The sequence below is a fragment of the Nocardioides sp. NBC_00850 genome (genome assembly GCF_045207335.1).
GTDB lineage: Bacteria > Actinomycetota > Actinomycetes > Propionibacteriales > Nocardioidaceae > Nocardioides.
This window is the reverse complement of the sequence record NZ_CP108845.1, coordinates 457,068-469,688: the sequence shown is the minus strand read 5'-3', so window position 1 is coordinate 469,688 and position 12,621 is coordinate 457,068. Positions and strand designations below refer to the sequence as shown.

Annotated in this window: 12 protein-coding genes and 1 tRNA gene; 9 read left to right on the top strand and 4 right to left on the bottom strand. The window is 68.6% G+C overall.

Annotated features, from left to right (window positions below; genetic code table 11):
• Positions 1–66 precede the first annotated feature (66 nt).
• On the top strand, positions 67–540 hold the full coding sequence (locus OH802_RS02290) for a hypothetical protein (RefSeq protein ID WP_406024731.1): 474 nt from the start codon (positions 67–69) through the stop codon (positions 538–540).
• Positions 541–548: 8 nt separating this feature from the next.
• Here OH802_RS02290 and OH802_RS02285 read toward each other — a convergent pair.
• Positions 549–621: transfer RNA gene (locus OH802_RS02285), tRNA-Pro, on the bottom strand.
• 107 nt (positions 622–728) lie between these two features.
• Between OH802_RS02285 and OH802_RS02280 the strand changes: the two genes are divergently transcribed.
• From OH802_RS02280 to OH802_RS02270, 3 genes are all read left to right on the top strand, one after another.
• Positions 729–1,679, top strand: coding sequence for a 5'-nucleotidase (locus tag OH802_RS02280; protein ID WP_406024729.1), 951 nt, complete (start codon positions 729–731; stop codon positions 1,677–1,679).
• Between the two features lie 427 nt (positions 1,680–2,106).
• On the top strand, positions 2,107–3,564 hold the full coding sequence (locus tag OH802_RS02275) for an alkaline phosphatase PhoX (protein ID WP_406024727.1): 1,458 nt from the start codon (positions 2,107–2,109) through the stop codon (positions 3,562–3,564).
• Positions 3,565–3,767: 203 nt separating this feature from the next.
• Positions 3,768–5,219 (top strand): MFS transporter, encoded by a 1,452-nt coding sequence (locus OH802_RS02270; protein ID WP_406024725.1) that lies wholly within the window; start codon positions 3,768–3,770, stop codon positions 5,217–5,219.
• 95 nt (positions 5,220–5,314) lie between these two features.
• On the opposite strand, the gene trpS is transcribed toward OH802_RS02270, so the two are convergent.
• A complete protein-coding gene (gene trpS / locus OH802_RS02265) occupies positions 5,315–6,268 on the bottom strand; it encodes a tryptophan--tRNA ligase (RefSeq protein ID WP_406024723.1) in 954 nt (317 codons plus the stop codon).
• 184 nt (positions 6,269–6,452) lie between these two features.
• On the opposite strand from trpS, the gene OH802_RS02260 reads away from it, so the two are divergent.
• From OH802_RS02260 to OH802_RS02240, 5 genes are all read left to right on the top strand, one after another.
• Complete coding sequence (locus tag OH802_RS02260; RefSeq protein ID WP_406024721.1) at positions 6,453–7,658, top strand: acetoin utilization protein AcuC; 1,206 nt, start codon at positions 6,453–6,455, stop codon at positions 7,656–7,658.
• 208 nt (positions 7,659–7,866) lie between these two features.
• Complete coding sequence (locus tag OH802_RS02255; RefSeq protein ID WP_008356311.1) at positions 7,867–8,070, top strand: helix-turn-helix domain-containing protein; 204 nt, start codon at positions 7,867–7,869, stop codon at positions 8,068–8,070.
• A gap of 185 nt (positions 8,071–8,255) precedes the next feature.
• Positions 8,256–8,357: a 30S ribosomal protein bS22 gene (locus OH802_RS02250; protein ID WP_008356322.1), complete on the top strand. Its 102-nt coding sequence runs from the start codon at positions 8,256–8,258 to the stop codon at positions 8,355–8,357.
• A 14-nt stretch (positions 8,358–8,371) separates the two neighbouring features.
• Positions 8,372–9,391 carry an NAD-dependent epimerase/dehydratase family protein gene (locus tag OH802_RS02245; protein WP_406024712.1) on the top strand — a complete coding sequence of 340 codons (1,020 nt, stop codon included), beginning with the start codon at positions 8,372–8,374 and terminating at the stop codon, positions 9,389–9,391.
• Positions 9,384–10,340, top strand: a complete 957-nt coding sequence (locus tag OH802_RS02240; protein WP_355229768.1) for a lysophospholipid acyltransferase family protein — start codon at positions 9,384–9,386, stop codon at positions 10,338–10,340. The genes OH802_RS02245 and OH802_RS02240 overlap by 8 nt, the downstream gene beginning before the upstream one ends.
• 99 nt (positions 10,341–10,439) lie before the next feature.
• Here OH802_RS02240 and OH802_RS02235 read toward each other — a convergent pair whose 3' ends face one another.
• Positions 10,440–11,630, bottom strand: coding sequence for a DUF5667 domain-containing protein (locus tag OH802_RS02235; RefSeq protein WP_406024709.1), 1,191 nt, complete (start codon positions 11,628–11,630; stop codon positions 10,440–10,442).
• A gap of 142 nt (positions 11,631–11,772) precedes the next feature.
• The gene (locus OH802_RS02230; RefSeq protein ID WP_406024707.1) at positions 11,773–12,522 is read right to left on the bottom strand and encodes a sigma-70 family RNA polymerase sigma factor; all 750 of its coding nucleotides are present in this window, start codon (positions 12,520–12,522) and stop codon (positions 11,773–11,775) included.
• Positions 12,523–12,621 lie beyond the last annotated feature (99 nt).

Genomic DNA, 12,621 nt, shown 5'->3' with positions numbered 1-12,621 from the left:
AATTGTGACGGCGCCCACGCTATCTGTCACCCGGGCCACCGCATGGGCGCGAGGTAGGTTTGCGGCATGCGATTGAGTCGAGTGATCCCGGGTCTGCTGGCTGTCGGCGTAGCGGGCGCGGGCGCCGCCTTCGTGATCGGCATGCGCAACAAGTCGCCGTGGTTGCAGGACCGCATCCGCGCCTTCTCGAAGCGCTTCGCCTCCGAGGCCCTGAAGACCGCCGGGATGGAAGGCGCCACCAACGGCGTCGTCCTCCACGTCGGCCGCGCGAGCGGACGGGAGTACGCCACCCCGATCACGCCGTTCCCGACCCCCGACGGCTTCGTCATCAACCTGCCCTACACCTCGAAGGTCGACTGGGCCCAGAACGTGCTGGCCGCCAACTCGGCCACGATCGTCTACAACGGCGTCGACCACCGGGTCACCGACCCGCGCGTCGTCCCGTACGCCGAGGTCGCGCCGCTGCTCCCGAAGGCCGCCGGCGTCTTCCGGGCCGTCTTCGACGTCCAGGAGTTCCTCCGCGTCACCAACGCGGACTGATTTCGTCGTCGGGTTGGCGGGACTCGAACCCGCGATCGCCTGGACCCAACCCAGGAGGGATAGCCGCTTCCCCACAACCCGTGCAGTGTCTTCACGGGCGCGGTCGCTGCTGCATGCCGACCACGTTAGACAGGCCATGACCCCGAACGCACACGATTTATCGATTTATCGGCGGTAGGTTGCGAGGCGTGGGATACGAGCTGAGGGACCGGTTGGTCGTCGGGATCGCGTCGAGCGCGCTCTTCGACCTCACCGAGTCGGACTCCTACTTCCGCGAGCACGGCGAGGAGGCCTACCGCCGCTACCAGGACGAGCGCATCGACGAACCGCTCCGGCCGGGGGTCGCGTTCCCGTTCATCAAGCGGCTGCTGAGCCTCAACGACCTGGCGGCCGACGCCGACGACGGTCTCGTCGAGGTGATCGTGGTCTCGCGCAACGACCCCAACACCGGTCTGCGGGTGATGCGCTCGATCGAGCACCACGGCCTGCCGATGACCCGCGCGGTCTTCACCCAGGGTCGCTCGCCTCACCCCTACATCGGCGCGCTCGGGATGTCGCTGTTCCTCAGCGGCAACCGCGAGGACGTCATCGCGGCCAGCCGCGAGGGATTCCCGGCCGGTCACGTGCTGCCGTCGGTGGCGACGTACGACGAGACCGACCGCTCCGTCGTCGTCGCCTTCGACTTCGACGGTGTGCTCGCGGACGACGGCTCCGAGCGGGTCTTCCGCGAGGAGGGGATCGAGAAGTACCGGGCCTACGAGGCCAGCCGTAAGGCCGAGCCGCTCGAGCCCGGGCCGCTGCAGCCGCTGCTGCGCGACCTCAACCGGATCCAGCAGATCGAGGAGCAGCGCCGCCTGGAGGACCCGGGCTACGAGCCACGGCTGCGGATCGCGCTCGTCACCGCCCGCGGCGCCCCGGCCCATGAGCGGGCGATCCGGTCGCTGCAGTCCTGGGACGTCTACGTCAACGAGGCGTTCTTCCTCGGTGGTGTGGAGAAGGTGCGAGTGCTCGAGGTGCTCCGCCCGCTGATCTTCTTCGACGACCAGACGACCCACTTGGACGAGGCGGTCGGGTCGATCGCCGGGGTCCACATCCCCTACGGCGTGGCCAACGCCGATGACGTTCCCGCTGGTCAATAGCGCTTTACAGTTCGCCCACAGGAAGTGCTCATCTGGTGGACAGGCCGGTGGATATGTCACCCTGGGGAGAGTTGTACAGATTCTGTTCACTTGAGAAGTGCGAGGAGTTCACTCGATGACTTCGGCTATGTGTGCCAAGTGCACCGAAGACGAGGAGATCCGGGTTCTCTCGCGTTCGGCGGGGGGCCGCCGGCGGCTGATGTGCTGCAGGTGTGGATACGCGTGGGAGAGCGGGCGCTCCGGCCCCGCCCGGAGAACCGGCCTGACCGGCCTGTTCGGAGCGGCCTGAGGCGCCGTCGGCGTACGTTTCACGCCGCCGTCGCCTGAGGTTCATCTCGCGCGGGCGCGCAGGTGTTGCGGAGTGGCTTGGGTAGAGGGCTGAGACCTGTCTCGGGATCCCCTACCAAGCTCCGAGGAGTACCAACCCATGTCCGCAACTCGACGCTCCCTGCTCACCGGAGGAGCCGCGGCCGGGGTCGGCCTGGCCGTCGCCGGTGCCGTTCCCGCTCTTGCCGAGGCGAAGCCGGCGCGGCCCGGCACTCCCGGACGCAAGCGTGCCCGCGAGCCGTTCCCGCCGCTCGTGGACGACCCCAAGGGGATCCTCGCGCTGGCCGAGGGGTTCGCGTACGCCATCGTCACCTCCGCCGGGGAGACGACCCTGAGGACGGGTGAGAAGACGCCGTCCAACCACGACGGGATGATGGTGCTCGGCGGCAGGCGTGGGCGCTACACGCTCATCCAGAACCACGAGATCGAGCCCGGTGAGGGCATCCCGGTGCCGCTCGTCGAGGGCACTGTCTACGACCCGGGCGCGCCGTCGGGCGGCTGCACCGTGATCACCACCGACGCGGGCGGCGCCAACTTCGGTGAGTTCGTCGCGATCTCCGGCACCTCCACCAACTGCGCCGGCGGCCCGACGCCGTGGGGGACCTGGCTGACCTGCGAGGAGACCGTCAACGACGCCGGCGAGGAGTGGGAGGGCGAGGACGGCACCAAGGGCGTCTACGAGAAGGACCACGGCTACGTCTTCGAGGTCTGGGCCGACGGCTCGGCCGACCCGCGCCCGATCAAGGCCTTCGGCCGCTACGACCACGAGGCCCTCGCGATCGACAAGACCCGCACGAAGGTCTACCTCTCCGAGGACGCCGACGAGCCCAACGGGCTCTTCTACCGCTGGACCGCTCCGGCCGGGGTGAGGCTCGGCCCGGGCGTGCTCACCGAGCTGGCCGACGACGCCGGCACGCTCGCCGCGATGCAGATCATCCTCCCCGACGGCTCGGTGCTGCCCGACGTGGCCTACCTAACCTCCGCGCAGATGGGCCAGCCCTTCCCGGTGAAGTGGAAGACCGTCCCCGAGCGCGACGCCCAGGAGACGCCGTGCCGCGAGCAGTTCGCCGACGGCGAGGTCACCCGCGGCCGCAAGTTCGAGGGCGTGTGGGGCACCGACGAGGGCGTCTACGTGGTCAACTCGTACGCATGGGAGGACACCGATCTCCCTGCCGATGCGAGCCCGCACGACGGCATGGTCTGGTTCTACGACTACGCGGCCGAGACCATCCAGCTGGTGACGTACTTCCCGCACCAGACGCAGTCCGAGGACGATGCCCCGGCGCCGAAGTACACCGACCTCACCTTCGACGGCCCCGACAACGTCACCGTCACCCCCTGGGGATCGCTGGTGCTCGCCGAGGACGGCTCTGGCGCGTCGCACGTGCTCGGCGCGTTCCCGGGCGGCCCGGCGTACGCCATCGCCCGCAACGACCTCAACGACTCCGAGTTCTGCGGGCCGTGCTTCTCGCCCGACGGCAAGGTCCTCTTCGTCAACATGCAGGACCCCGGCTACACCCTGGCCATCACCGGCCCGTGGGAGCGCTACCTCGGCTGAGTCCGCGGCGGATCAGCGACAAGACGTACGTGGCGGGCGGCTCGGGCCGCCCGCCACGTACTTCCTCAGCGGTGAGGTCGTGAGCCCTGTGAGGTCGTGAGAGGAAGTTGACGGGCTTGCGCGCCAGGGTTGGCGCCGGTTGAAACGTGGACTGGCGATGGTGAGTGGCATCTCGCCGACTGCCCGCATATGAGGAGCCCACCATGAGCCGCCGTTACTGGATCGACGACTGGCGTCCGGAGGACGCCACCTTCTGGGAGGAAACCGGGGCCAAGACCGCCCGCCGCAACCTGATCTGGTCGATCTTCGCCGAGCACCTCGGCTTCTCGGTCTGGCTGATCTGGTCGGTCTCCTCGGCCTTCCTGGTGGCCCAGGGCTTCGAGTTCACCCCGAGCCAGCTGTTCTTCCTGATCGCCATCCCGAACCTGGTCGGCTCGCTGCTGCGGGTGCCCTACACCCTCGCGGTGCCGAAGTTCGGCGGCCGCAACTGGACGATGATGTCGGCCGCGCTGCTGCTCGTGCCGACCCTCGGCTTCGCGTACGCCGTCACCCAGCCGTCCACCCCCTACTGGGTCTTCTGCGTCATCGCCGCCACCGCCGGTCTCGGCGGCGGAAACTTCGCCTCCTCGATGGCGAACATCAACTTCTTCTACCCCTCCGCGAAGAAGGGCGCCGCGCTCGGCCTCAACGCCGCCGGCGGCAACCTCGGCGTCGCGCTCATCCAGTTCCTGCTGCCGGTCATCGTCGGTGGTGCCGGCATCTTCGGGCTGATCAAGGCCTCCGACGGCGGAATCCACCTCGAGCGGGCCGCGTTCGTCTACGCGGCGCTGGCCGTCATCGCGATCCTCGCGGCCTTCTTCTTCATGGACAACATCACTGACGCCAAGTCCTCCACGAAGGAACAGCTCTCGGTCGTGAAGTCGAAGCAGACCTGGATCATGTCGTTCCTCTACATCGGCACCTTCGGTTCCTTCATCGGCTACTCCGCCGCGATGCCGCTGCTGATCAAGCTCAACTTCTGGGTGCCCGAGCCGGCGCCGCTCGGCACCGGCATCTACTTCGCCTACTTCGCCTTCCTCGGCGCCCTGATCGGTTCCGCGACCCGACCGTTGGGTGGTTGGCTGGCCGACCGCTGGGGCGGCGCGAAGGTCACGCTCGGCGCGTTCATCGGGTTGGTCGTCTTCACCCTCGGGGTGCTGTGGACCCTGATGCAGCTCACCCCGAACCCGGACGCGACCCCCGCGATCGCGTTCGAGAACCAGTCCTGGTTCCCGGTCTTCCTGGGCTTCTTCATGCTGGTCTTCGCCTCGACCGGCATCGGCAACGGTTCGACGTACAAGATGATCCCGGCGATCTTCCGTCGTGAGGCCGAGCTGGCCACCACGCCGGGCACCGCCGAGCGAGAGGCCGCACTCGTCGGCTCGACCAAGAAGTCCTCCGCCGCGGTCGGCATCATCGGCGCTGTCGGCGCTGTCGGCGGCTTCCTCATCCCGATCGCCTTCAACAGCCCCTGGGTCGACAACCCCCTCGACGCCACCAAGTCGGCGTTCGTCGCCTTCACGATCTTCTACGCCATCTGCGCCCTGGTGACCTTCGTGGTCTACCTGCGGCCGCAGGGTGCGCGGGTGGGCGAGCTGGCCGACGTGCGGATCTGACGGTTCCAAACAGGGGTAACACGGTGTTACGCCGGGTAGCAGCGGGCTGCAGCCCGCTGCTACCCGTGCGAACACCGTGTTACCCCTGGACGCGTTCAGCCCAGCCCGATCGCCGCCTCCGCCGCGGCCAGGACCGGCGCGGTCGCCTCGCGGCAGCGCTCGGCTCCGGCGGCGTACTCCTTCGTCACGTACGCCCGGTCGGCGGCGAGCTCGCGGTAGCGCTTCTGGATCGGCTCGAGCTCGGCGACGACCGCGTCGGTGACCGCGGCCTTCAGCCCGCCGTAGTTCGACAGCCCGGCCGCCGATCCGCCGCAGGCCTCGAGAATGTCGATCAGGTTGCTGACCCCCGGCCGATCCTCGTCGCGGGAGACGTCCCCGACGGAGTCGGTGACCGCACGGGCCACCTTGCGGCGTACGACATCGGCGTCGTCCAGCAGGAAGATCGAGCCCGGATGCGCGTCGCCGGCCGACTTCGACATCTTGCGGGTCGGCTCGGCCAGATCCATGATCCGGGCCCCGGCCTCGGGGTGCACCGCCTGGGGGACCGAGAAGACCCGGCCGTACGTCGTGTTGAACCGGATCGCGATGTCCCGGGCGAGCTCGACGTGCTGGCGCTGGTCGTCACCGACGGGCACCTCGGTCGCCCCGTAGAGCAGGATGTCGGCCGCCATCAGCACCGGATAGGTGAACAGCGAGGCGCGCACCGACGCCCCGACCCGGCGCGACTTCTCCTTGAACTGGATCATCCGGCCCAGCTCACCGGTGTGCGCGACGCACTCGAGCAGATAGCTGAGCGACCGATGCGCGGGGACGTGGGACTGGATGAACAACGTGGCCGGTTCGAGTCCGGACGCCATCAGGAGGAGAGCCATCTCCTCTGTCCGCGTACGCAGCACCGACGGTTCGTGCGGCAGCGTCAGTGCGTGCAGGTCGGAGAGCCCGTAGAAGGCGTCCGAGTCGGCCGTGGCGGCCATCGGGCGCAGCGCGCCGAGCAGGTTGCCGATGGTGAGTCGGCCGGAGGGTGTGATGAGGGAGAGTCGCCTGGTCATGGTGGACCTTTCGGGGTGGTGAGGCCCACGGGTCAGCGACGATCAACGAGAAAGGCCGCCCGTGGGCGGCCTGATGTGAGTGCTCAACAATCGGGTGGACCGCCTAGGAGGCGGACCACCACTGGGTGGAACGAATGCTGAACACCTCTCCAGTGTCTCACACGTCACAGATACCGTGTGGCTCATGACGACTCCGCCGACCACGTGGCCGACCTCGTGCCAGGGGCACTCGACGGTCGTCTTCGACGAGAGTCTGGCCGACTACGACTTCGGCCCGACCCACCCGATGGCGCCGATCCGGGTGGACCTGACGATGCGCCTGGCCGGCGAGCTCGGCGTACTCGACCACCTGAAGGTCGTCGAGGCGCCGATGGGCACCCCGGAGCAGCTGCTCACCATCCACGACGAGAGCTACATCGAGGCGGTCATCAAGGCCGGCCGGAGCGGCGAGTCGGACCTCGCCCACGGCCTCGGCACCGAGGACGACCCGGTCTTCGCGCACATCCACGACGCCAGCGCCCACATCGTCGGCGCGAGCATCGAGGCCTGCCGCCAGGTCTACTCCGGCGAGAGTCTGCACAGCGCCAACATCATGGGCGGCCTCCACCACGCCATGCGCGGACGGGCCGCCGGGTTCTGCATCTACAACGACGTCGCCGCCGGCATCCAGTGGCTCCTCGACCAGGGCGTGAAGAAGGTCGCCTACGTCGACGTCGACGTGCACCACGGGGACGGCGTCGAGCGGGCCTTCTGGAACGACCCGCGCGTCCTGACGATCTCCCTCCACGAGACCGGCCAGCTGCTCTTCCCCGGCACCGGCTTCGCCGAGGAGGTCGGCGGACCGGAGGCCGAGGGGAGCGCGGTCAACGTCGCACTGCCGCCCGGCACCGCCGACCACGGCTGGCTGCGCGCCTTCCATGCCGTCGTGCCCGACCTGATCCGGGAGTTCCAGCCGGAGATCCTGGTGACCCAGCAGGGCTGCGACTCGCACACCGACGACCCCCTCGCCGACCTGGCGCTCAGCGTGGACGGCCAACGGGCGGCGTACGTCGCGCTCCACGAGCTCGCCCACGAGGTGTGCGGGGGCAAGTGGGTGGCGTTCGGCGGCGGTGGTTATGCGGTCGTCGACGTCGTGCCACGCGCATGGACGCACCTTCTTGCGCTAGTGTCGGGGAATCCCTTGGAGCCGACGCTCGACGTGCCAGGTGGCTGGCGTGAGCACGTGCAGACGCGCCTCGGGAGGGTCGCACCGTTGCGCATGACGGACGGACGTGAACCGGCCTACCGCGACTGGGGGAGCGGATATGACCCCGGCACGTGGCTCGACCGGCAGGTCCACGCGACTCGCACAGCGGTGTTCCCGCTGCACGGGCTCGACCCGATGCCGTAGCCGGTCACATAGTTTCGGGACGGTCTAGAAACCGCAGTTCGTCGCGCCCGAATGCAACTCGACACGCCGGTGGTATGTGAGATTCTCAGGGGTGTCCCCTTCCCCATCAGTCACATCAGGCCCTATTCTCACTTTGGGATCGCGTTTTGGACCGGCGGTGGGGAAGCCGCCGGCGTCGCGATCACTCGAGAGAGAACGGTGGAAGCAGATGGTTACTCCTTCTGGAGACATCTCTGACAGCAAGTTCCTGACCGTTGCCGAGGTTGCGTCGATGATGCGCGTATCCAAGATGACGGTCTACCGGTTGGTTCATTCGGGCGAGCTGCCTGCGGTGCGTGTCGGTCGTTCCTTCCGGGTTCGGGAGGACGACGCGAACGAATACCTCAAGAGCTCGTTCTACAACGCGGGCTAGTTGTCGGACCCCGCGCCCGGGCACGATGGGCGCGGGGGCAACACCGGTCGCATCGGGTCACCGATTCTCTCTGGGTGCCCTGGCTTCGTTAGTCTTACCCCCTAGGTCTGTTTGCCGCGCGCTGCGGTGAGTGGCCGCGTCGGCACCGGGCCGGCATTCTCTGCAACGATCGTGAAGGGTTCCCCGTGGGTTCTGTCATCAAGAAGCGTCGCAAGCGCATGGCGAAGAAGAAGCACCGCAAGCTGCTCAAGAAGACTCGCGTCCAGCGCCGCAAGCTCGGCAAGTGACGTTCGTGGCGTAGGTGGCGGAACGCACCGGACCCGGTCGGGTCCTCCTGGTCACCGGGGTCTCGCGTGACCTCGGTCGCCGTTTCGCGCGCGCTGCCGCCCGCCACCCGAACGTCGAGCGGGTGATCGGCGTCGATGTCGCACCGCCTCGCGGTGACATCGGCAAGGTCGGATTCGTCCGAGCCGACATCCGCAACCCGGTGATCGCCAAGGTGATCGCCAAGGAGGAGGTCGACACCGTCGTCCACCTCAGCGTCATCGCGACCCCCGGCACCACCGGGGGTCGTTCGACGATGAAGGAGCTCAACGTCATCGGGACGATGCAGCTCCTCGCGGCCTGTCAGACCGCGCCGTCCCTGCGTCAGGTCGTGGTGAAGTCGACGACCCAGGTCTATGGGGCGAGCAGCCGCGACCCGGCGATGTTCACCGAGTCGATGGAGCCGCGGCGCACCCCGTCCTCCGGCTATGCCCGCGACGCGGCAGACATCGAGTCCTACGTACGCGGCTTCGCCCGTCGTCGCCCGGACATCGCCGTCACGGTGCTGCGCTGTGCCAACGTCCTCGGGCCGAGCGTGATCAGCCCCATCGCGTCCCACTTCCGGCGCGCCGTCGTGCCCAACGTGCTCGGCTTCGACCCGCGCCTGCAGTTCCTCCACGAGCAGGACCTCTACGGCGTCCTCGAGCATGCCGTACGCACCGGGGTCCCCGGGACGTTCAACGTCGCCGGCGACGGCGTGCTGACCCATTCGCAGGTCGCGCGCCGGCTGCAGCGGGTCACCGTGCCGATCCCCGAGCCTCTGTTCGGCCTGGCGAGGTTCGGCGGCGGCGAGTATCCCGCCGAGCTGAGGGCGCTGCTGACCTACGGTCGTGGCGTCGACACCACGCGGATGCGCTCGCTGTTGGGCTTCGAACCCCGATACACGACCGAGGACACGGTCGTAGACTTCGCGGACAGCGTGATGCCGTCCGCGAACCGTGCCGACCGTGCGCTGGCCGCCTTGGAGAGCCGACTGACAGGAGCGCCCGGTGACTGAGTCCCCCGCCCAGGGTTTCACCGGCACCACGGCCCGCGAGCGCCACCCGCTGCGGGCGATCCCGGCGGCCGACTGGGCCGCGGCTCTGGAGAGCGCCGCCAAAGAGGTCTTCGGTGCCGAGTGGGAGGAGCAGCTCGCTCGGTTCATCGTGTTCCTGCGCCGCCGGATCTCCGGCGAATACTCCGTCGACGAATACGGCTTCGACCGCGAGCTCACTCAACGCTTCATGCTGGCCGTGCTGCGGCCGATCAAGGAGAAGTGGTTCCGGGTCGAGGTGCGCGGCATCGAGAACATCCCGACCGACGGCGGCGCCCTGATCGTCTCCAACCACTCCGGCACCATCCCGATGGACGGCCTGATGACGATGGTCTCGATCCACGACGAGCTCGGTCGCAACCTGCGCCCGCTCGGGGCCGACCTGGTCTTCCGGATGCCGATCGTCGGCAACATCGCCCGCAAGGCGGGCGCGACGCTGGCCTGCAGCGAGGACGCCGAGCGGATGCTGCGCAACGGCGAGCTGGTCGGCGTCTGGCCCGAGGGCTTCAAGGGCATCGGCAAGCCCTACAGCGAGCGCTACAAGCTCCAGCGCTTCGGCCGTGGCGGCTTCGTCTCCTCTGCTCTGCGCACCGGCGTCCCGATCGTTCCGCTCTCCGTCGTCGGCGCCGAGGAGATCTATCCGCTGGTCGGCAACATTCCGGCCCTCGCCAAGGTCATCGGCGTTCCCTACCTGCCGATCACGCCGTTCTTCCCGCTGCTCGGGCCGCTGGGTCTCATCCCGCTCCCATCGAAGTGGCTGATCGAGTTCGGCGAGCCGATCCGCACCGATGCGTACGACGCCTCGGAGGCTGACGACCCGATGCTGGTCTTCAACGTCACCGACCAGGTGCGCGAGACGATCCAGCAGACCCTCTACCGCCTGCTGGGCGAGCGCGCCTCCGTCTTCGGCTGATCCCGCGAGGTCACCCCCGCCGGCCGAGAAGTCAGCTGCGCCGGCCGAGACGGCACGCGTGTGCCAACTCGACCGGCGCCAGTGACGCTTCGGCTTGGGTTACGGGGTGAGGAGGCCGGTGGCGCCGGCGAGCACGTCGCCGACCAGGCCGGTGACGCCGGTGACCAGACCGGTGACGGGGTCCGTCACGGTGCCGGGGTCGGTGTCGGGTTCCTCGGAGGGATCGCCGTCGGAGGGGGTGGACGGGGTCGGCAGGATGCTGCCGTCCTCCTCCGGTTCCTCGGAGGGCTTCTCCGGGTCGTACTTCTCGCCCTTGGGGTCGGTCACCGAGCCGGGACCGATCTTGTCGGGGTCGATGGAGGGCAGGTCGAGGGCGTTGTCGTCCTGGGTGAGCGGCGGCAGCGCCTCGGCCTCGACGACGGTGTCGGCCGGAAGCAGCCCGTCGATGTCGGAGGTGAGGCTGGAGACCAGCGTCGCGGGAAGCTCGGTGATGCCACCCTCGCAGGTGGGGCAGAGCTGGGCGGCGGCCTGGTCGATCAGCACGAGGGTCTGAGCGGCGTCAGAGACGGCCGGCTCGGCCCGCTCGGGCACCTTCGGGCTCAGCTCGGCCAGCTCCTCGACGCCATCGGCCGCGAACGTACGCAGCTGGGCGAGCGAGTCGTTGTCCTGGGACTGCTCGAAGTCGCTGATCAGCAGGTCGGAGCCGTGCGCAGCCTGACGCGAGAAGGTCTCGAGCGTCGCGGTGACCCGCTCGGAGTCGGTCATCGGCTCGTCGGCGACCAGCGACTTGGCCTCGCGCAGGCGGGTGCCGGCGTCCTCGAGGATCCGGATGCCACGGGCCTGGGTGCTGACCGTGAATCCGGCCGAGACGTTCTCCACGGCGCGCTTGACCGGGTAGAGCGAGTCACCGGGCAGAGCGGTCTGGGACGCGGCCGCGGCACCCGCGGTGCCGCCGACGATCGCCATCGCGGCGAAGGCGACGGCCAGCTTGCGCTGCCGGCGCGGCCTGCGTACGGGGCCGACGGTGAGCTTGCGCTCGACCGTCTTCTCGGTGCGCGGCGCGGGCACGAGCTCGGTGTCGGCGGCCGCCATGAGGCGCTCGCGAAGGGAGACGGAGAAGTCGCGACTGGGGACGGCGGAGTCGCTGAGAGTGGAGAGCGACGAAGCGAAGACGGCCAGATCACGAAGCTCGTCGGCAGACTGCGAGGCACGCCGATCCGTCGCGGCAGCAGCCGCGACCATTCGGTCGAACTCGTCGGCACGCTTTCGCGCCGGGAATGCCGGGCTCATCGGGGGGTTCCTACTCGGTATCGGCTGTCAGGGATTCGTCGAAACAGCTGCGCACAAGGTGCTGCCATGTCGGACAACGAGTCGCCCCGGCCGCGGGTTACGGCAACCGGTCGAGCATTCAAGGTGGTGCGGAACACAGTCATCAGCGGATCCCGTCAGGCATCTGCTTGGCGAGATTGCGGATCCCGCGCAGCTGGAGCTGTTTCACGGCTCCGTCGCTGCGCCCGAGGATAGCCGCTGTCTCTGCGATTGACAGCCCTTGGAGGAAACGCATGACGATGCAGTCGCGCTGTTCGTCGGGCAGCTTGGAGAGAGCCCCGAGCAGCATCTCGTTGGTGATCCCGGCCATCACGATCTTCTCCGGCCCGTCCGAGGACGAGTCGTGCTGGCCCATGTCCTCGGTGGTCATCTCCAGGCGCGTACGTCCCGCCTTGAAGTGGTCCGTGGCCAGGTTGCGCGCGATGGTCATCAGCCAGGCGCCGAAGTCCTTGCCCTGCCAGCGGAAGCCGGTCATCGAGCGGAGCGCGCGGAAGAACGTCTCCGAGGTCAGGTCCTCGGCGACCTGGGTGGAGCGGGTCCGGTAGAAGAGGAACCGGTAGACCGCTCCGTGGTAGTGGTCGTAGAGGAGGCCGAACGCCTCCTTGTCACCCTTACGGGCGAGCTCGACGAGCGCGATCAGCCGGGTGCGGTCGGCCTCGCTCTCCTCCGAGGAGGTGGCGAGCTCGGCGTCGTCGTCCGGCTCGTTGTCGGAGCGGGGCTTGGACTCGTGGGTGCCACCCGAGCCGCGACGCTCGGGCTCGGCGAGCGGACCGGACGCACCGGCAACGCCGGCGTAGGCGGGTTCGTAGCCCTCGTTCATCAAGAGCTCGACCGCAGCACGCAGCGCATCCAAGCGACGATGGACGTCATTGGCGCGGCGCGACATGTGGGTCCCTCCCGAAGACTCCCCCTGAGCGAGCCCAACCTTACGGGTTAGGGCATCCAGATGTCA